Here is a 19,362-nt window from a genome sequence, read left to right on the forward strand (position 1 = left end):
AGGATGTTACCCCATCTGCGGGGCCAAAGGACAGGGACCAAGCCAGGCATGCCAAGGCCATGCCCGGACAAGAAGACGCCCCGCACAGACCCTGTGCGGGGCGTCGGGTACGACCTTAGCCGATGAGATCGAAGCGATCCGCGTTCATCACCTTGGTCCAGGCGCAAACGAAGTCAGCCACGAACTTCTCCTGGCCGTCCTGCTGGGCATAGACCTCGGCGTAGGCCCGCAGCACAGAGTTGGATCCGAACACCAGATCGATCCGGGTCGCCGTCCACTTCAGGGCGCCGCTCTTGCGATCCCGCACCTCGTAGCTCTGCTTGCCGCTGGGCTGCCAGACGTTGCCCATGTCGGTCAGGTTGACGAAGTAGTCGTTGGTCAGGACCCCTTCCCTGTCGGTGAAGACTCCGTGCCGGGTGCCGCCATGGTTGGTGCCCAGCACCCGCATCCCGCCCACCAGCACCGTCATCTCATGGGCGGTCAGCCCCATCAGCTGGGTACGATCCAGCATCAGCTCCTCCGCACTGACCACATAGTCCCTTTTGAGCCAGTTGCGGTAACCGTCGTGCAGGGGCTCGAGAGGTTCGAAGGAGTCGATATCGGTCTGCTGCTGGCTGGCATCCCCACGGCCCGGGCTGAAGGGCACCGTCAGCTCGACGCCGGCCGCCTTGGCCGCCAGCTCGATGCCCACGTTGCCCGCCAGCACGATCACATCCGCCAGGCTGGCCTGACTGGCGGCAGCCAGGGGCTCGAGCACCTTGAGCACCTTGGCCAGCCGGGCCGGCTCATTGCCTTCCCAATCCTTTTGCGGCGCCAGACGGATGCGGGCGCCGTTGGCGCCGCCGCGCATGTCCGAGCCACGGAAGGTGCGGGCACTGTCCCAGGCGGTGGCGACCATCTCCCCGATGGAGAGGCCAGAGCCGCGGATCTGCGCCTTGAGTGCCTGCACGTCATAGTCCCGCCGACCGGCGGGCACGGGATCCTGCCAGATCAGATCCTCGGCCGGCACATAGGGCCCCAGATAGCGGCTCTTGGGTCCCATGTCCCTGTGGGTCAGCTTGAACCAGGCGCGGGCGAAGGTATCGGAGAAGTAAGCCGGGTCGTCGCGAAAACGCTCGGCTATCTTGCGGTACTCGGGGTCCACCTTCATGGCCATGTCGGCGTCCGTCATGATGGGGGTGCAGCGGAGCGACGGGTCTTCCACGTCGACCGGCTTGTCCTCCTCCTTGATGTCGATGGGAACCCACTGCCAGGCCCCGGCCGGGCTCTTGGTCAGGGTCCACTCGTGGCCGAACAACATGTCGAAGTAGCCGTTGTCCCAGCGGGTCGGATGGCTGGTCCAGGCCCCCTCTATGCCGCTGGTGACCGTATTGCGGCCAATCCCGCGGCCGGTCTTGTTGAGCCAGCCGAGCCCCTGATCCTCGATCTCGGCCCCCTCGGGTTCGGGGCCCAGCAGCTTGGCATCGCCGTTGCCATGGGTCTTGCCCACGGTATGGCCGCCGGCGGTCAGGGCCACCGTCTCCTCATCGTTCATCGCCATGCGGGCGAAGGTGACCCGGATATCCTGGGCGGTCTTGAGGGGATCCGGATTGCCGTCCACCCCTTCCGGGTTGACGTAGATGAGCCCCATCATCACCGCCGCCAGCGGATTGTCGAGATCCCGCTCCCCGGAGTAGCGGCTGTTGGGGTTGTTGGTAGGCGCCAGCCACTCCTTCTCAGCACCCCAGTAGATATCCTTCTCCGGGTGCCAGATATCCTCGCGGCCAAAGGCGAAGCCGAAGGTCTTGAGCCCCATGGACTCATAGGCCAGGGTACCGGCCAGCAAGATGAGATCGGCCCAGCTGATCTTGTTGCCGTATTTCTGCTTGATGGGCCACAGCAGGCGACGGGCCTTGTCCAGGTTGGCGTTGTCGGGCCAGGAGTTGAGCGGTGCGAAACGCTGGTTGCCGGTGCCGCCACCGCCACGGCCATCGGCGATGCGATAGGTACCGGCGGCATGCCAGGCCATGCGGATCATCAGGCCGCCGTAGTGACCCCAGTCTGCCGGCCACCAATCCTGGCTGTCGGTCATCAGGGCCAGCAGATCCTGCTTGAGGGCATCCACGTCCAGGCTCTTGAGTGCTTCGCGATAGTTGAAGTCCTGCCCCAGGGGATTGGTCTTGGTGTCATGCTGGTGGAGAATGTCGAAATTCAGGCTCTTGGGCCACCACTCCATGTTCGCCATCTCGGCGGCCGTGGTCCCTCCGTGCATGACAGGGCATTTTCCTTGGGAACGTTCTGAATTGTTGCTCATTGTTTTCCTCACTTGCTCTGCTTTCCATAACCAGAATCAGCATGGCACAGGACAATGACACCATCTGTGATCCCTGAGTCTATTCACCGCTTTTGATGCCCCGCACAATAGCCGAGGGCGTCATTGGGTGTCGCTGTGCCCCTGCTCCCGGTCATCAAGCCGCCGGGTTCTCCCACTCGGGCCTTAGCCAGGCGCTGCGAAAATCGAACCAGCCGAGGGCCGTCATCCGCACCCCGTGCACCCCGACCCGGCTCTCCAGCTCCAGCCAGTGGTGAAACAGGGGCACGAACCAGCCCTGGCGCTGCACCTCGGCCAGCAGGGCGCGCGGGCCGGGCTCGGCGCCGCTGGCGCGCCACTGTGCCAGCCCCTGCCAGAGCGCCTGCTGCCCGCCCCATGCCTGCTGCAGCAAGGGAGTGCCCTGCAGCCAGGCATAGGGGGCAAACGGCCCCTCATGTTCCAGGTTGAGGGTGCCCAGCCAGAGATCCACGTCTTCGTCGGCGCCGCTCACCCAGCGGCGGTAATCCAGGGTGCGCACCTCTAGCCGGATCCCCTGCTCTGCCAGCAGATTGGCCATGGCATTGGCGCACTCCTCAAACTCCAGATGCTGGTTGAAGCAGGCCAGCACCAGGCGCGTCGGCAGGGTGGCTGGCTCGGGGCCGTGCGGGAGTGGCGGCTCGCGCCAATGGGGCAACAGACCGACTGCGCCGGTCAGGCCCCGTTGCAGCTCGGGGGCGACCCGCGCCATCAGGGCGATGGGATTGAGCAGCCGGGTCAGCCACTGGCGCAGGGCCGGATCCTGCAGGCGGGGGGACCTGTCATCCTGCAGCAGGAAGTAGCAGCCCGATTCGAGCTCGGACTCGCCGCGCATGGTGCCAAGCTCAGGGGTGTCGCTGCCGATCCTCAGGTGGCTCTCCAGTCGCTCCGCCAGCTCCGGCAGCATCCAGATGTCGATCTCGTCGAGCAGGGCCCGCAGCCCGAAGTAGTCGTCGAAGGCGGTCAGCCGCAGTTGCAGGGGATCGTTGGCACTCACCTGGTAGGGCCCAGTCCCCACCGGCCGCAGGGCGAAGCCCGCCTCCCCCGCCAGCTCCCGGGGCAGGATGGCGGCCACCGGCTCCGCCAGCAGGTGGGGCAGCCAGGGATCCGGGCTGGCGAGCCGGATATCCAGGGTGCGGGGCCAGGGGCTGTCAAACCCCGCCAGGTGGCGAAACAGCGGCCGCGTCCCCAGGGCCGCCAGGCTCTCCATCACATCCTCCACCCCCAGCTCGCGGCCATGGTGAAAGCGCACCGCAGGGCGCAGATAGAAGCGCCAGTGACAGGGGGAGAGCGCCTCCCAGTGGTGGGCCAGATCTCCCTCGATTTCCCCATTTTCCTCATTTCGCCGGGTGAGGCCATTGAAGATCTGGCGGGCCAGATGTACCTCGGATCGGCGCAGGGGCCCGCTGGGCAGCAGGCTGGGCAAGGGGCGATAGTAAGGCACCCTCAGGATCTGGCGCCCCTCCCGGGTCGCCTGGCCGAGCTGCTCGTAGAGCAGGGGGGTGAGCAGGTCCAGCCGCTCCCCCGCCAGGGTCATGGCCTGGGCCAGCTGGCCCTGACGCAGCAGCTCCCTCAGGCGGCGCCGGGTCAGGCTCTCCTGATTGTCCAGCAGGGTGAGGCGGGATCGTCGCCCCCGTCCTGCCTCCGCCGACCAGCTGAGCCAGCCCTGATCCTGCATGCGCCGCAGCAGCAGGCGGGCGTTGCGCGGGGTGCAGCAGAGCAGGTCCGCCACCTCGGCGAGGCTTGCCTCCCGCTCATCACAGCCAAGCTGCTGGGCGAGTCGTTGAAATTGTTGATAGAGACGGCTGCTGGGCATAAAAGGGGAAATCCTGTTGCTATAAGTCATCAGTTTTTACTTCCGCATTTTAGCTCAATACTGATGACGAACATGAGAGCCACAGCACAGGAGCACCATCATGCACCAGACCAGCCCCCTCAAACCGAACCGGATCCAGCAAGGAATGCGCCGCTACTTCCGCCGGATCCTGTCCCGCCCGCTGCCGCTCATCGAGGATCCCATGGCCCAGCTCAACCGCCTGATGCAGTGGGACATGGATCAGATAGATGACAGGGAGTATCGCCGTCGTCTCTGAATGAACCCCTTGTGAGGCAAGAGAGACGGGGGATCGCCGCCATCAGCCAGCGGCACTTGGCCGGACTCGGAGGTTTACATCGGCGCCGGGCCTGCTAGATTGGACGTCTATCCATCCATAATGACGACGACGTCCAACAAGGAGTGTGTGATGAAAGATGCGACCCTGGCCCTGCACCACGGCTTTGCCAACGACCCCACCACCAAGGCGGTGGCCGTGCCCATCTATCAGACGGTGGCCTACGAGTTCGACAGCGCCCAGCACGGGGCGGACCTGTTCAATCTGGCGGTGCCGGGCAACATCTACACCCGCATCATGAACCCCACCAACGACGTGCTGGAACAGCGGATGGCCGCCCTGGAAGGGGGCATCGCCGGTCTGGTGGTCTCGGCGGGCTCTGCCGCCATCACCTACGCCATCCAGGCGCTGACCGCCGCCGGCGACAACATAGTCTCCACTCCCCAGCTCTATGGCGGCACCTACACCCTGTTCGCCCACATGCTGCCGAGCTTCGGGGTCGAGGTGCGCTTCGCGAAAGACGACAGCGCCGAGGCCATCGCCGCCCTCATCGACGACAAGACCAAGGCGGTCTACTGCGAGAGCATCGGCAACCCGGCGGGCAACATCGTCGATCTGGCGGCCTTCGCCAGGGTGGCCCACGCCCGTGGCGTGCCGCTCATCGTCGACAACACGGTCGCCACCCCTGTCTTGTGCAAACCCATAGAGCACGGCGCCGACATAGTGGTGCACAGCCTGACCAAGTACGTGGGCGGTCATGGCAACTCGCTCGGCGGTGTCATCGTCGACTCGGGCAAGTTCCCCTGGGGGGATCACCCTGAGCGCTTCCCCCAGCTCACCCAGCCGGAGCCCTCCTACCACGGGGTGGTCTATACCGAGGCCTTTGGCCCGGCCGCCTTCATCGGCCGGGTGCGCACCGTGCCGCTGCGCAACACGGGGGCGGCGCTGGCACCCATGAACGCCTTCCTGCTGTTGCAGGGGCTGGAGACGCTCAGCCTGCGCATGGAGCGCCACGTGGACAACGCCCTGCGGGTGGCCCATCACCTTGACGCTCACCCCAAGGTGGCCTGGGTCAGCTACGCCGGTCTGCCGAGCCACCCCCACTATCCGCTGGCGGAGAAGTACATGGCCGGCCGTCCCTCGGCCATCCTCTCCTTCGGTCTGAAGGAAGGGTATGAGGCGGGGGTGCGCTTCTACGATGCCCTCAAGATCTTCAAGCGGCTGGTCAACATCGGCGACGCCAAGTCCCTGGCCTGCCACCCCGCCTCCACCACCCACCGCCAGCTGAGCGAAGCCGAGCAGGCCAAGGCCGGGGTCAAGCCGGAGATGATCCGGCTGTCGGTGGGGATAGAAGCCATCGAGGACATACTGGCGGATCTGGATCAGGCGCTGGAGGCCTGAGTCGGCACGGAGCGGGCATCTGCCCGCTTTTTTTGTCCATCGGTGAACCACTTGCCTCGCCCCTTCGTACACTCCATCCCGCCACCGAATCGAGGTTTCCCATGATAGTTCTGCACCACCTGAACAAGTCCCGCTCCCAGCGCATCATCTGGCTGCTCGAGGAGCTGGGCCTGCCCTACGAGATCAAGGCCTACCAGCGCGACGCCACCACCTTTTTGGCGCCCCCCGAGCTCAAGGCCATCCACCCCCTCGGCAAGTCACCGGTCATCGAGCTCGACGGCCGCGTGCTGGCGGAATCCGGCGCCATCACCGAATACCTGATAGCCCGCCACGCCCCCGAGCGGCTGGCGCCGGCCACCGACAGCCCCGACTACCCCGAATACCTGCAATGGCTCCACTTCGCCGAGAGCTCAGGCATGCTGCCGCTGCTGCTCGACATCTTCGTGCGAAAAGACGGCAGCCCGATGCGCTTCCTGCCGGACTACGCCAAAGCCGAGTGCGCCAAGGTGCTGGGCTATCTCAACGAGGTGCTGGCAAGCCGCCGCTATCTGGTGGGGGATCGCCTCTCCGGCGCCGACATCATGAACTCCTTCCTGGTGGATCTGCTGGCGCAAAACGGCCAGCTGGCCCGGTTCCCGCACCTTGAGGCCTACTGGCAGCGCCTCAACACCCATCCGGCCCGCCAGAAGGCGGCGGCCCTGGAGCACGAGCTGGACAGGGACGCCTGAGTCCCGTGAGCCAAAAACGGGAGCCAGCCATCAAAACGGTGCAAGGCCGTCACCTGGCATGAGGTACTCGGTTGTCCCTTTGCTATGGTGTGACTGGGAGGGGTGACCGAACGCCTCCCATCACAATGACGCCACCAGGGTTTCGTCATCTGGGCGCTCTCGCCGGGCGCCGCTCTCTAGCCACAGGGTCTCAATCATGAAACTGAAACACGCATGGATCGCCGGTTTGCTCACCCTCTGCACCAGCCCTCTGATACAGGCCGCCGAAGCGACCGCCAATGTGGCCATCGCCCCGGGTCAGGTCAGCCTGGCGGAAGAGGTGAAGGCCGAAGCGACCGTCACCGCCATCGACATGGCCAGCCGCAAGGTCAGCCTGACAAACGCCGAAGGCAAGGTGTTTGACCTGGTCGCCGGGGAGGGGGTCACCAATCTCGATCGGCTCAAGGTGGGGGACATGGTGACGCTGCGATACCTGCAGATGCTGGATCTGGAACTGCTCAAGGGCAGCGCCGGGGTGAGAAAACGGCTGGTCGAGGTGGATGGCAGCAAGGCGGCCGCCGGTGAACAACCTGGGGCCGAAGCGGGTATGCAGGTGACCCTCTATGCGGACGTCATCGATGTGGACAAGGCGCAGCAGACCATACGGGTCAAGGGAGTGGACAAGACCCTCACCCTCAAGGTCAATGATCCGGCCCAGTTCGCCCTGATCGCCAAGGGAGATCAGATCAAGGCCGTCCAGACCACGGCCATCGCCATAGGGATAGAGCCCAAGCCGTAAGGGGGGCGACGGTCCCATCCATCCGGCAAAGCAGGAGGCACCCCTCAAGGTGCCTCTTTTCATTGCGCCGAGACCGGCAGTCAGCCGCGGCTGATATGCAGCGGGCCGAAGGTCTGGGCCACCGGCATGATCTCTATGCTGTTGATGTTGACGTGGGCGGGCTGCTCGCCAATCCAGAGCACGGTATTGGCGATGTCTTGCGGCGAGATGGCCTGCACCCCCTGATAGACGGAGGCCGCCTTGGCATCGTCACCGTGGAAGCGCACGTTGGAGAACTCGGTGCCGCCGCACAGGCCCGGCTCCACATTGGTGACCCGCACCGCCGTGCCCGCCAGATCGGCGCGCAGATTGAGGCTGAACTGCTTCACGAACGCCTTGGTGGCGCCATAGACGTTGCCACCCGGATAAGGATAGGTACCGGCGATGGAGCCTATGTTGATCACATGGCCGCGGTTGCGCGCCACCATGCCCGGCAGCAGCAATCGGGTCACCAGGGTCAGGCCGCTGATATTGGTGGCGATCATCTGCTCCCAGTCTTCCAGCTCGGACTGGTGAGCCGGGGCCAGGCCCAGGGCCAGGCCGGCGTTGTTGACCAGCAAGTCCACTTCGCTCCAGCCGCTGGGCAGGCCATCGAGGGCGGCCCGGGTGGCGGCCTTGTCCTGCACGTCGAACACCAGAGGCAGGAAGCTCTCTCCCAGCTCATCGGCCAGACCGGCCAGCCGCTCGGCGCGGCGACCCGTGCCTATGACCCTGTGCCCGGCGGCGACCAGGGCGCGGCTGATCGCCTCACCAAATCCGGACGATGCGCCCGTTACCATTGCAATCATCTGAGCCTCCTTGGCTGTCATCAGGTTGTCGATTGAATTCATTTCACGGCGATGCCGTCATTGCAGCTCCCGTCCCGTGCTCTTGCGCCAGACAAAGACCAGCAGATGCAGGGTGAGCAGGCCGGAGCCGGCGAGGCCGAACAGCAGGGCCGTCAGGGCATTGACCGAACTGTCTGCCCCAAACCACCACCAGAGCCCCCAGCCCCCCAGGGCGATGAGCAGACACTGGCAGGCGCAGAGCGGACAGCGCCCGAGCTTGGCCCGGATTGCACTGGCGAGGCAGGCATCACAACTCATGCCGCGCACCCGAGAGCGAGGAAGGCATCATGGCTCATACCGCTTTTCTCGCGCGCACGCTGGCGGCGGGCTCCCGCAGGGCCAGCACCAGCCGATGGGCGTGCTGGCCCCGGCCATAGTAGTCGGGCAGCCGCTGCTGGGCTCGAAAACCGAGTCGACGATAGAGGGGCAATGCCTCCTCGTTGCCGTCGGCCACCTCGAGCCGGACGGCGCCCCACCCCTGCTCCCGGCCATGGGCGATCACCTGCTCGAGCAGGCGACGGGCCCAGCCCTGCCTGCGCACCCGCCAATGGATGGCCAGGGTCTGGATCACCAGGCGATCCCAACCCTTGTGCTCCAGCAGGCAGAGATAGCCCATCAGCTGCTCCCTGTCGTCGTGCAGCAGCAGGGTCCGCCCCTTGGCATGGGAGAGCAGATAGTGCCAGCGCTGGCGGCCGAAGGCGACCTCGGGGGGAAAGCAGTATCGCTCCAGTTTTACTATGACCCCCAGATCATCGAGACGGGCGGCACGCACGGTCAGCACAGGAGAGTCCTCGCTTGAGTTATTTATCTTCAGCATCAGCAATGAGACTTGTATCACAAGTTACCAAGGCAGAATATTAGGCACTGTAACCTCTTGTCTCCCCTCGCGCCATTGTCGTGCTTGCCGGTGCATCGAAGCCCACTGGGGATCCTGCCGTTTTGGCAGTCCTTTCTGTGGAGCCCGAAAATATGAGTACCTATGTCATCGTCGAAGAGCCGGGGGACTGGCCTTGCCAGGGCGATTATCTGCTGACCGCCCGCACCTATCTGCAGCATGGCCTGCCCACCACAGGGGGGCACGGTCGCATCATCAACCTCTGCCGCAGCCTGGATCACCTGAGCGCGGGCTACTACTGCTCCCTGCTGGCCCAGGCCAGGGGACACCACTGCCTGCCCGGCTTGCAGGCCATCAGCGTGCTGCAGCCCCAGCAGCCGCCAGCCAAGCTGTGGCGCAAGCTGCAAGGCTGGCTGGCCCAGCAGAGCGAGGACAGGATCCGGGTGCGCGCCATCTTCGGCCAGTGCGAGCAGAGCGAGCTGGCGGGACTGGCCCGCTACTACTACGGCCTGAGCCAATTGCCGCTGCAGGAGCTGACCCTCAAGCGCGGCCGTCACGGCTGGTCGGTGCGCCAGCAGCAGAGCCTCTCCCCCCTGGCCCTCGGCGAGGGAGAGCGCACCCTGATGCTGAACCATGTCCGCACCCTGATCGGGGACGAAGCGGACCCCGCCGCGCCCCGCTATCAGCTCGCCATTCTGGCGGATCTGGAGGATGGCCGCGCCAGCAGCGATGCCCTGGCCCTGGCCCGCTTCACCCGGGCCGCGGCGGCCCAGGGGATCCGCACCGAGATCCTCTCCCCCGCCGCCATCGAGCGGCTGCCGGAGTTCGATGCCCTCTGGCTGAGGTCGGAGACGGCGGTGGGCCACTACACCTTCGAGTTTGCCCGCCGCGCCGAGCAGCTCCAGATGCCGCTGATCGACAGCGCCCGCGCCATCCTCGCCTGCAGCAACAAGCTCTACCTCTACGAGCTGATGGTGCGCAGCGGAGTGCCCATGCCGCCCACCATGGTGGTGACCCGCAGCGGGCGCCACCAGGTGGCCGATCTGGTACAGCGCCTCGGCCTGCCGCTGATGGTGAAGATCCCGGACGGTGCCCAGGGGCGGGACCTGGCCATGGCGAGCGACGAGACCCAGCTCGCCCGCCTGCTGGACGAGGGGCTGGGTCGCTCCGCCCTGCTGCTGGTGCAAAGCCGGATCCCGGCCGAGTTCGACTGGCGCATCGCCCTGCTCGACGGCTCGCCGCTGTTTGCCTGCCGCCGCTATCGCCCCGAGCCCGGCAGTCGCATCCGCCGTCGCAAGCACCCCCTCGATCTGAGCCGGATCGAGGCCCTGCCGCTGACCGAGGTGCCGGAGCGGGTGTTGCAGACGGCGCGCCGCGCCGTGCATCAGCTCGGCAACGGCCTGTTCGGGGTGGACCTGCGCCAGCAGGGGCAGGGCTGCGTGCTGCTCGAGATCATCGACAACCCCTGGATCCGGGGCGACATGGAGGACAGGGAGAGCCCGGATCTCTACGACAGGCTGGCCCGCGCCTTTCGCCAACGGCTCGAGGACAGGGGGCAGCATGCCCTCTTCTAGGGCGGGATCCTGTCGCCCACAGACCAACAAGGGGAGCCTGGGCTCCCCTTGTTGCATCTGGCGCCATGACGGCGCTCAGATCCGGCTCACTCCGCCGGCTTGTGCTTGCGGCTCGCCTTGAGCTCGAGAAACTCGATGATCTTGCCCGCCACATCCTTGCCGGAGGCCGCTTCCACCCCTTGCAGGCCGGGGGAGGAGTTCACCTCCAGCACCAGGGGGCCGCGGGCGCTGCGCAATATGTCCACCCCGGCCACGTCCAGCCCCATGATCTTGGCGGCCTGCACCGCGGTGGCCCGCTCTTCCGGGGTGATCTTGATGGCTTCGGCGGTTCCCCCCCGATGCAGGTTGGAGCGAAACTCCCCGGGCTGGGCCTGACGACGCATGGCCGCCACCACCTTGCCGTTGACCACCAGGCAACGGATGTCTGCACCGTTGGCCTCGCGGATGAACTCCTGCACCAGTATGTTGTTGTTGGTCTGGATGAAGGCCTCGATCACGCTCTCGGCGGCCTTGTGGGTCTCGCACAGCACCACCCCTATCCCCTGGGTTCCTTCCAGCAGCTTCACCACCAGGGGGGCCCCGCCCACCATCTTGATGAGATCCGGTACGTCGTGGGTGCTGTGGGCATAACCTGTGATGGGCAGGCCTATGCCGTGACGGGAAAGCAGCTGCATGGCCCTCAGCTTGTCCCGGGAGCGACTGATGGCCACAGAGCTGTTGAGGGCCATGGTGCTCATCATCTCGAACTGGCGCAGCACGGCGGTGCCATAGAAGGTGATGCTGGCGCCGATACGGGGGATCACGGCGTCATAGTCCCCCAGCTCCACCCCCTCGTAATGAATGGAAGGATTGTGGGAGGCGATGTTCATGTAACAGCGCAGGGTGTCGAGCACCTCGACCTCATGACCACGGGCACGCGCCACCTCGACCAGACGACGGGTAGAGTAGTTTCTGGGCTCACGGGATAAAACAGCAATCTTCATGACAATTCCGCTAGAAGGCAGCGCCTGGGCAGGATGGGGCGGGAGAGTATAAGGTGCCACAGCGCCATGACAACGCCAATTGTTTATCCTGACAACAAGACAAACCACACAAAACCCGGATAAAGCCGACGACTGTCATCCGGATGTAAAACGGCGGCCCCATACTGGGGCCGCCGTTTTCATGGGACTGAGGGTCAGCCTGGCTGACGCGCTTCTCAACCCAGGTTAGGCCCCAGCCAGCGTTCGGCCTCACTCAGGGTCATGCCCTTGCGCATGGCGTAGTCTTCCACCTGATCGTGCTGGATCTGCGCCACCGCGAAGTATTTGCTGTCGGGGTGGGAGAAGTACCAGCCGGACACCGCCGCCCCCGGCCACATGGCATAGGACTCGGTGAGCTGCATGCCGATGGCCTGCTCGACATCCAGCAGCTCCCAGATGCTGCCCTTCTCTGTGTGCTCAGGGCAGGCCGGATAACCCGGCGCCGGGCGTATGCCCTGATAGTTCTCGCGAATGAGCTCCTCGTTGCTGAGGGCCTCGTCCGGGGCATAGCCCCAATGCACTTTGCGCACCTGTTCGTGCAGGTATTCGGCGAAGGCCTCGGCGAGACGGTCGCACACCGCCTGGATCAGGATGGCGTTGTAGTCGTCGTGATCCGCCTTGTAGGCTTGCGCTATGGCCTCCTCGCCGATGCCGCCGGTCACCGCGAAGGCACCGATCCAGTCCGGCTTGCCGCTCTCCTTCGGGGCAACATAGTCCGCCAGACAGTAGTTGGGGAAGCCCTGCTTCTCGCTCTGCTGGCGCAAATGGTGCAGCACCTTGATGACCTCGGTGCGGGACTCGTCCCTGTAGACCTCTATGCTGTCCCCCACCCCGTTGGCGGGGAACAGGCCTATGATGCCGGCGCAGCGCACGCTCTCATCCTTCTCCAGCCGATCCAGCATGGCGTTGGCATCGGCAAACAGCTTGGTCGCCTCTTCGCCGATGATCTCGTCTTCCAGGATGCGCGGATACTTGCCCGCCAGCTCCCAGCTGAGGAAAAACGGCGTCCAGTCGATGTAGGGGCGCAGCACAGAGACGGGCACGTTCTCGAAGGTCTGCACGCCTGGCTCGCGGGGTGCTGGGGGCTGATAGTTCACCCAGTCCAGCTGATGACGGTTGGCCCGGGCATGGGCCAGGGAGACCGGCTTGGAGCGCGGCTGCTTGCGGGCATGCTGATCCCGCGCTATCTCGTACTCCTTGTCGATGCGGGCGACGAAGGCGGGCTTGAGCTCCGGGCTCAGCAGGCTCTGGGCCACCCCGACGGCGCGCGACGCGTTCGACACATAGACCACGGGTTCGGAGTAGTTCTGCTCTATCTTCACCGCGGTGTGGGCCTTGGAGGTGGTGGCACCACCGATCAAGAGCGGCAGCTTGAAGCCCTGGCGCTCCATCTCCTTTGCTACGTGCACCATCTCGTCCAGGGAGGGGGTGATGAGGCCGGACAGGCCTATGATGTCGGCCCCCACTTCCCGCGCCGTCTTGAGGATGGTTTCGCAGGAGACCATGACCCCGAGATCGACGATCTCGTAGTTGTTGCACTGCAGCACCACCCCGACGATGTTCTTGCCGATGTCGTGCACGTCCCCCTTGACGGTGGCCATCACAATTTTGCCGTTGCTGGAGCCGCCTGACTTCTCCGCCTCTATGTAGGGTTGCAGGTAGGCGACCGCCCGCTTCATCACCCGCGCCGACTTCACCACCTGGGGCAGGAACATCTTGCCGGCGCCGAACAGGTCACCCACCACGTTCATGCCGTCCATCAGCGGCCCCTCGATCACGTGCAGCGGCTTCTCGGCCCCGGCCCGCGCCTCCTCGGTGTCCTCCTCGATAAAATCGGTGATGCCCTTGACCAGGGCATGCTCCAGTCGCTTGCCCACAGGCCAGCTGCGCCACTCCTGATCCCGGGGATCTTCGGCCTGGGCGCCGGCGCCGCGATACTTCTCGGCGATGGCGAGCAGATCCTCGGTGGCGTTGTCATTGAGGTTGAGCACCACCGCCTCGACCTTCGCCTTCAGCTCCGCCGGAATGTCTTCGTAGATGGCGAGCTGACCGGCGTTGACGATGCCCATGTCCATGCCGTTCTGGATGGCGTGGTAGAGGAAGACGGCGTGGATGGCTTCGCGCACCGGCTCGTTGCCACGGAAGGAGAAGGAGACGTTGGAGACGCCGCCGGAGATCATGGCGTGGGGCAGATGGGTCTTGATGTCCTTCACCGCCTCGATGAAGTCCACCGCGTAGTTGTTGTGCTCGTCGATGCCGGTCGCCACCGCGAAGATGTTGGGGTCGAAGATGATGTCTTCCGGCGGGAAGCCGACCTGGTCCACCAGGATCCGGTAGGCGCGCTGGCAGATCTCGAACTTGCGGGCACGGGTATCGGCCTGGCCCACCTCGTCGAACGCCATCACTATGACGGCGGCGCCGTAGCGGCGCAGCAGCCTGGCCTGCTCGATGAACTTGGCCTCCCCCTCCTTCATGGAGATGGAGTTGACCACAGGCTTGCCCTGCACGCACTTGAGGCCCGCCTCCAGCACCTCCCACTTGGAGGAGTCGATCATCACAGGCACCCGGGCGATGTCCGGCTCACCGGCGATGAGGTTCAGGAAGCGCACCATGGCCGCCTCGGCGTCCAGCATCCCCTCGTCCATGTTGATGTCGATGATCTGGGCGCCGCTTTCGACCTGCTGCTTGGCCACGTCCAGGGCCTCGTCGTAGAGCCCCTCCTTGATGAGGCGCTTGAACTTGGCCGAGCCGGTGACGTTGGTGCGCTCCCCCACGTTCACGAACATGGACTCTGGGGTGATGATGAGGGGCTCGAGGCCGGACAGGCGGCAGGCCACCGGGATCTCCGGCAGGGCGCGGGGCGCTATGCCCGCCACGGCGTCCGCCATGGCGCGAATATGGGTCGGGGTGGTGCCGCAGCACCCCCCCACCAGGTTGAGGAAGCCGCTCTGTGCCCACTCGCGGATATGCTCCGCCATCTCGCCCGCGTCCAGATCGTATTCGCCAAACGCATTGGGCAGGCCGGCGTTGGGGTGGGCGCTGACAAAGGTCTCGCTGATGCGGGACAACTCTGCCACGTACTGGCGCAGCTCGTCCGGGCCCAGCGCGCAGTTGAGGCCGAACGACACGGGTTTGACGTGGCGAAGGGAATGGTAGAAGGCTTCCGTGGTCTGGCCCGAGAGGGTGCGGCCGGAGGCATCCGTGATGGTGCCGGAGATCATCACAGGCAGGCTGTAACCCAGGGCTTCGAATACCCCTTCCACCGCGAAGGCGGCGGCCTTGGCGTTCAGGGTATCGAAGATGGTCTCGATCAGGATGAGGTCGGCGCCCCCCTCGATGAGGGCATGGGTCGATTCTGTGTAGGCGGCCACCAGCTCGTCATAGGTGACGTTGCGCTTGCCGGGGTCGTTCACGTCCGGCGAGATGGAGCAGGTGCGGTTGGTGGGCCCAAGCACCCCTGCCACGAAGCGCGGCCTGGCCGGGTCTTTTGCCGTCCATTTGTCCGCCACGGCACGGGCCAGACGGGCCGCCTCCCGGTTGATCTCGGCGGAGAGATCCTCCATCTCGTAATCGGCCATGGCGATACGGGTGGCGTTGAAGGTGTTGGTCTCGAGGATGTCAGCCCCGGCGGCGCAGTATTGATCGTGGATCTCGCGGATGATCTCGGGCTGGCTCAGCACCAGCAGGTCATTGTTGCCCTTGATATCCGTATGCCAGTCGGCGAACCGCTCGCCACGATAATCCGATTCGCCGAGCTTGTAGCCCTGGATCATGGTGCCCATGGCACCGTCGATGATCAGGATCCGCTCCAGCAGACAGGCCTGCAGACTCTTGTTTGTTGTCGACACCGCTCTTACCTCTTACATCCATGCAACTGCGTGGCTTTATCCTAACAGCAAAGAAAAAAAATGGAAATCTAGCCGTCTATCTGTCTAAATTAACCAGCGATACCCAAAAGTAGGTAGTGAGTAAACTATCACCACGGAGTACCCTATGCCCGTCCTTTTACGGACTCGTGCTTGCTGTCACTCCAACGAGAAAAATAATCATGAGCGTCTATTACACACTCTGCTTCTTGGCGGCGTTGGCGATTTTTATCGCATTCGCCAACCAGTATGTCATCAAGATCCAGACCACCATCGCCATCACCGCCGGCTCCATGCTGATCTCCGCACTCATGGTGCTGTTCGGCAAACTGGGCTGGTTCAACCTCGAGCCCCTGGCCGTCGAGACCATGGAGAGCATCGACTTCCAGAACTTCCTGCTCAAGGGGATCCTGGGCTTCCTGCTGTTCGCAGGCGGCCTTGGCATCAACCTCAAGGCCTTGCGCAGCCAGAAGTGGGAGATCACCATTCTGGCCATCCTCGCCACCCTGCTCTCCACCTTCATCATCGGCTACGGCTTCTGGTTCATCGCCAAGCTGCTGGGCTGGGATCTGCCCCTGGTCTACTGCATGCTGTTCGGTGCCCTGATCTCCCCCACCGACCCCATTGCCGTGCTCGCCATCGTCAAGAAAATGAAGGCGCCCCCCCAGATCGCCATCCAGATCGAGGGAGAGTCCCTGTTCAACGACGGCGTCGGTCTGGTGATCTTCGCCACCGTGTTCGCCGTGGCCTTCGGTGGCGTCGAGCCCACCTTCACCAGCGTGGCCGGCCTGTTCCTGCATGAGGCCCTCGGCGGCATTCTGTTCGGCGCCGTGCTCGGCCTCATCGCCCACGTGATGATCAGCGCCACCGACGATGGCTCCCTGGAGCTGTTGCTGACCCTGTGCATTCCGACCGCCGGCTTCGCCCTGGCCAACATGCTGGGGGTCTCAGGCGCCCTGGCCATGGTGGTATGCGGCATCATGATCGGCAACTGGACCCGTCACTCGGGTTTCTCCGAGCAGAGCAGCCACCACCTGGATCACTTCTGGGAGTTGATGGATCAGTTCCTCAACGCCCTCTTGTTCCTGCTGATCGGCCTGGCCCTGGTGCTGCTGGATCTCGCCTGGCAAGACTGGATCCTGCTGGTCATCGCGGTGCCGCTGTGCCTGGCGGCCCGCTTCATCAGCGTCTCCCTGCCCTATGTGGCCTTTCGCAAGTTCCGCAGCTACAACACCTTCTCGGTGCGCATCCTCACCTGGGGCGGCCTGCGCGGTGGCCTGGCCATGGCCATGGCACTGGCGCTGCCGTCCGGTGTCATGATGATCCCGGGCAGTGATGTCGATCTGCGCCAGGTCATACTGGTGATGACCTACTCGGTGGTGATGTTCTCCATCGTGGTGCAGGGGATGACCATCACCCCCATGATAGAGAGAGCCAAGAAGGCCAGCGGCGACATCTGATCCGTCGCCCTGAATAACGAAAAAGCCGCCTCTCTGGCGGCTTTTTCGCAGGCGATCCCGAAGGGGAGCCTCAGCTCCTGGGTTTTTCGTAGGTGAACACCTTGCCGATGTCCTCCAGCCGGTAGCTGGTGAGCTGGTAGACATAGTAGTTGAGCCAGTTGGCAAACAGCAGGTGGCCATGGCTGCGCCAGCTGGCCCTTGGCGGCTGGTCCGGGTCGTTGCCCGGGTAGTAGTTGACCGGAATGGCGGGGGCGAGCCCGGCCTCGAGGTCGCGCTTGTATTCGCCATCCAGGGTCAGCACATCGTATTCGGGGTGACCGGTGACAAACACCTGGCGGCAATCCTTGGTGGCGGCCAGATAGACCCCTGCCTCCTCGGACTCGGCGAAGATCTGCAGATCCGTGTGGGCACGAATGAGATCGCCATCGAAAGCCGCATAGCGGGAATGGGGGGCCACGAATTCGTCATCGAAGCCGCGCAGCAGGGGCTCGTGTTCATCGAGCCTGTGGTGGCGATAGATGCCGGACAGCTTCTCGCCATGGGTCTGCTTGTCCATGCCATACAGCGCCTTGAGCGCCGCCTGCACCGCCCAGCACAGGAACAGGGTGGAGGTGACATGCTCGTGGGACCACTCGATGATCTCGACCACCCTGTCCCAGTAGACGACCTCCTCGAACTCCACCCGGCCCAGGGGCGCCCCCGTGATGATCATGCCGTCGTAGTTGTTGCCCCGCACCTGTTCGAAGTCGTGATAGAAGTTCTCGAGATGGGCCTGGGGCGTGTTCTTGGACTCCCGATCGTCGATACGCAGCAGATCCACGTCCACCTGCAGCGGTGAATTGGAGAGCATCCGCATCAGCTGGATCTCGGTCTCTATCTTCTTGGGCATCAGATTGAGGATGAGCACCCGCAGCGGGCGTATGTTCTGGGTGACGGCCCGGGATTCCGTCATGACGAAGATGTTCTCCTGCCCCAGCACTTCGGCGGCGGGTAACTGATCCGGGATCTTGATGGGCATGCTGACTCCCTGTACTGCATCAGTAAAAATGTCTGGACATCTAGAAGCCTATAATAAAGCGTCCGGACTGTCATCCGATACCTTTGTATTCACTCTCGCCATTGACTAGCATACGGCTCACGTGCCCCTCACTGCGAACCCCATGGCCGGTATCACCATTTCAGTAGACAGGCTGCAAGTCGGCAACTATGTCTCCCTGCCTCTGGGCTGGCGCGCTCACCCCTTCCTGTTTTCCAGCTTCAAGATCAAGAACGAAGAAGAGATCGCCCTGATCCGCCACCTGGGCCTGGCCAGGGTCACCATCATCCCGGAGAAGAGCGACTGCCCGCCTCTGCCCCCCGATGCACCAAGCCGTGAGGTCGTGCCAGATCCGGCTCAGCAGAGGGAGATGGAGCAGGACAAGGCGCAGCGCATCGCCCGCTTGCAGCAATACCGCCGGGACCTGCAGCAGTGCGAGAAACAGTTCCAGCACTCCTTGAGCCAGGTGCGCAGCCTGATGAGCAAGGTGCAGGCCCGCCCCCTCAACGCCATCGATGACGCCAAGGATCTGATCGATGCCATCGCCAGCCAGCTGCTGGCGGCGGACGAGCTGGTGCTGCACCTGATGGGGGACGGCGAGGAGGGGGACCCCCTCTACTATCACTCCCTCAACGTCAGCGTGCTGAGCATGATGCTGGCCAAGGAGTGCGAGATGAATGCGGAGCAGATCCGCCTGGTCGGCATGGGGGCCCTGTTTCACGACATCGGCAAGCTGAAGATCCCGAGCCAGATCCTGCGCAAGAGCGCCCCCCTGACCAGGCCGGAGCAGAACCTGCTGGCCCGGCATCCCCGCTACGGGCTGGACCTCATCAACCTGGCGGCATCCTTCCCCTCCGAGGCCAAGGGCATAGTGCTGCACCATCACGAATATCTGGACGGCAGCGGCCCGGAGGGACTCAAGGCTGGGCAGCTCGACCCCATGACCCAGCTGGTCTCCCTCATCAACGAATATGACAACCTCTGCCACCGCCACGGCAAGGTGCCCTACTCCGCCCTCTCCAGCCTCTACAAGCTGCGCAAGGGTCAGTTCAACCCGGACAACATGGCCCTGCTGATCCGCCTGCTCGGCATCTATCCCCCCGGCAGCGTGGTACAACTCTCCAGCGGCCAGCTGGGCCTGGTGATGTCCGTCAAGGGGAGCAGCCTGCTCCACCCCAGCGTGCTGGTCTACGATCCCGCCATCCCGCGCCAGGAGGCGGCCGTCATCGCGCTGGATCGGGCCGGACTCACCATCGCCAAGGTGATCCACCCCAGGTGTCTGCCCCCCGCCGTGTTCGAGTACCTGAATCCGCGCACCCGCATCAGCTACTACTTCGAACCCAAGACCAAGTGACCCTG

At 64.3% G+C, this 19,362-nt stretch carries 15 protein-coding genes; 7 read left to right on the forward strand and 8 right to left on the reverse strand.

What is annotated here, in order from left to right:
- Positions 1–115: 115 nt before the first annotated feature.
- Positions 116–2,293, reverse strand: coding sequence for a catalase/peroxidase HPI (katG, locus tag ACEUCR_RS16385; RefSeq protein ID WP_111874328.1), 2,178 nt, complete (start codon positions 2,291–2,293; stop codon positions 116–118).
- Between the two features lie 154 nt (positions 2,294–2,447).
- A complete protein-coding gene (gene sgrR / locus ACEUCR_RS16390) occupies positions 2,448–4,142 on the reverse strand; it encodes an HTH-type transcriptional regulator SgrR (RefSeq protein WP_408791468.1) in 1,695 nt (564 codons plus the stop codon).
- A gap of 100 nt (positions 4,143–4,242) precedes the next feature.
- Between sgrR and ACEUCR_RS16395 the strand changes: the two genes are divergently transcribed.
- From ACEUCR_RS16395 to ACEUCR_RS16410, 4 genes are all read left to right on the forward strand, one after another.
- Positions 4,243–4,419: a hypothetical protein gene (locus ACEUCR_RS16395; RefSeq protein WP_408791470.1), complete on the forward strand. Its 177-nt coding sequence runs from the start codon at positions 4,243–4,245 to the stop codon at positions 4,417–4,419.
- A gap of 150 nt (positions 4,420–4,569) precedes the next feature.
- Entirely contained in the window at positions 4,570–5,838 is a 1,269-nt protein-coding gene (locus ACEUCR_RS16400; protein ID WP_408791472.1) for an O-acetylhomoserine aminocarboxypropyltransferase/cysteine synthase family protein, read from the forward strand.
- 101 nt (positions 5,839–5,939) lie between these two features.
- Positions 5,940–6,566 (forward strand): glutathione S-transferase family protein, encoded by a 627-nt coding sequence (locus ACEUCR_RS16405; RefSeq protein ID WP_408760651.1) that lies wholly within the window; start codon positions 5,940–5,942, stop codon positions 6,564–6,566.
- 196 nt (positions 6,567–6,762) lie between these two features.
- Complete coding sequence (locus tag ACEUCR_RS16410; RefSeq protein ID WP_042000708.1) at positions 6,763–7,344, forward strand: hypothetical protein; 582 nt, start codon at positions 6,763–6,765, stop codon at positions 7,342–7,344.
- Between the two features lie 80 nt (positions 7,345–7,424).
- Here the strand turns inward: ACEUCR_RS16410 and ACEUCR_RS16415 are convergent, their stop codons facing one another.
- The 3 genes from ACEUCR_RS16415 to ACEUCR_RS16425 are packed head-to-tail and all read right to left on the reverse strand — an operon-like array spanning position 7,425 to position 8,991.
- On the reverse strand, positions 7,425–8,171 hold the full coding sequence (locus ACEUCR_RS16415) for an SDR family oxidoreductase (protein ID WP_111874333.1): 747 nt from the start codon (positions 8,169–8,171) through the stop codon (positions 7,425–7,427).
- A gap of 57 nt (positions 8,172–8,228) precedes the next feature.
- Positions 8,229–8,468, reverse strand: coding sequence for a DUF3624 family protein (locus tag ACEUCR_RS16420; RefSeq protein WP_392443642.1), 240 nt, complete (start codon positions 8,466–8,468; stop codon positions 8,229–8,231).
- Positions 8,469–8,502: 34 nt separating this feature from the next.
- A complete protein-coding gene (locus tag ACEUCR_RS16425; RefSeq protein WP_042000699.1) occupies positions 8,503–8,991 on the reverse strand; it encodes a GNAT family N-acetyltransferase in 489 nt (162 codons plus the stop codon).
- A 188-nt stretch (positions 8,992–9,179) separates the two neighbouring features.
- Here ACEUCR_RS16425 and ACEUCR_RS16430 point away from each other — a divergent pair, with 188 nt between their 5' ends.
- Positions 9,180–10,619, forward strand: coding sequence for a RimK family protein (locus tag ACEUCR_RS16430; protein ID WP_408791473.1), 1,440 nt, complete (start codon positions 9,180–9,182; stop codon positions 10,617–10,619).
- Positions 10,620–10,705: 86 nt separating this feature from the next.
- Here the strand turns inward: ACEUCR_RS16430 and rimK are convergent, their stop codons facing one another.
- Both rimK and metH read right to left on the reverse strand, forming a co-directional pair.
- The gene (gene rimK, locus ACEUCR_RS16435) at positions 10,706–11,602 is read right to left on the reverse strand and encodes a 30S ribosomal protein S6--L-glutamate ligase (RefSeq protein WP_408791475.1); all 897 of its coding nucleotides are present in this window, start codon (positions 11,600–11,602) and stop codon (positions 10,706–10,708) included.
- 215 nt (positions 11,603–11,817) lie between these two features.
- Entirely contained in the window at positions 11,818–15,489 is a 3,672-nt protein-coding gene (gene metH / locus ACEUCR_RS16440; protein WP_408791477.1) for a methionine synthase, read from the reverse strand.
- A 200-nt stretch (positions 15,490–15,689) separates the two neighbouring features.
- Between metH and ACEUCR_RS16445 the strand changes: the two genes are divergently transcribed.
- Positions 15,690–16,967, forward strand: coding sequence for a cation:proton antiporter (locus ACEUCR_RS16445; RefSeq protein WP_111874338.1), 1,278 nt, complete (start codon positions 15,690–15,692; stop codon positions 16,965–16,967).
- Between the two features lie 70 nt (positions 16,968–17,037).
- On the opposite strand, the gene metA is transcribed toward ACEUCR_RS16445, so the two are convergent.
- Positions 17,038–17,985, reverse strand: coding sequence for a homoserine O-acetyltransferase MetA (gene metA / locus ACEUCR_RS16450; RefSeq protein WP_042000687.1), 948 nt, complete (start codon positions 17,983–17,985; stop codon positions 17,038–17,040).
- A 142-nt stretch (positions 17,986–18,127) separates the two neighbouring features.
- Between metA and ACEUCR_RS16455 the strand changes: the two genes are divergently transcribed.
- Complete coding sequence (locus ACEUCR_RS16455; RefSeq protein ID WP_408791479.1) at positions 18,128–19,357, forward strand: HD-GYP domain-containing protein; 1,230 nt, start codon at positions 18,128–18,130, stop codon at positions 19,355–19,357.
- The last annotated feature ends 5 nt before the right edge of the window (positions 19,358–19,362 follow it).

The sequence above is a fragment of the Aeromonas bivalvium genome (assembly GCF_046078285.1).
Lineage (GTDB): Bacteria > Pseudomonadota > Gammaproteobacteria > Enterobacterales > Aeromonadaceae > Aeromonas > Aeromonas bivalvium.

Coding starts and splice junctions, on each gene's coding strand:
- katG (WP_111874328.1), bottom strand. CDS start 2,293: ATGAGCAACAATTCAGAACGTTCCCAAGGAAAATGCCCTGTCATGCAC.
- metA (WP_042000687.1), bottom strand. CDS start 17,985: ATGCCCATCAAGATCCCGGATCAGTTACCCGCCGCCGAAGTGCTGGGG.
- ACEUCR_RS16405 (WP_408760651.1), top strand. CDS start 5,940: ATGATAGTTCTGCACCACCTGAACAAGTCCCGCTCCCAGCGCATCATC.
- ACEUCR_RS16430 (WP_408791473.1), top strand. CDS start 9,180: ATGAGTACCTATGTCATCGTCGAAGAGCCGGGGGACTGGCCTTGCCAG.
- ACEUCR_RS16455 (WP_408791479.1), top strand. CDS start 18,128: ATGGCCGGTATCACCATTTCAGTAGACAGGCTGCAAGTCGGCAACTAT.
- rimK (WP_408791475.1), bottom strand. CDS start 11,602: ATGAAGATTGCTGTTTTATCCCGTGAGCCCAGAAACTACTCTACCCGT.
- ACEUCR_RS16395 (WP_408791470.1), top strand. CDS start 4,243: ATGCACCAGACCAGCCCCCTCAAACCGAACCGGATCCAGCAAGGAATG.
- ACEUCR_RS16445 (WP_111874338.1), top strand. CDS start 15,690: ATGAGCGTCTATTACACACTCTGCTTCTTGGCGGCGTTGGCGATTTTT.
- ACEUCR_RS16420 (WP_392443642.1), bottom strand. CDS start 8,468: ATGAGTTGTGATGCCTGCCTCGCCAGTGCAATCCGGGCCAAGCTCGGG.
- ACEUCR_RS16410 (WP_042000708.1), top strand. CDS start 6,763: ATGAAACTGAAACACGCATGGATCGCCGGTTTGCTCACCCTCTGCACC.
- sgrR (WP_408791468.1), bottom strand. CDS start 4,142: ATGCCCAGCAGCCGTCTCTATCAACAATTTCAACGACTCGCCCAGCAG.
- ACEUCR_RS16400 (WP_408791472.1), top strand. CDS start 4,570: ATGAAAGATGCGACCCTGGCCCTGCACCACGGCTTTGCCAACGACCCC.
- ACEUCR_RS16415 (WP_111874333.1), bottom strand. CDS start 8,171: ATGATTGCAATGGTAACGGGCGCATCGTCCGGATTTGGTGAGGCGATC.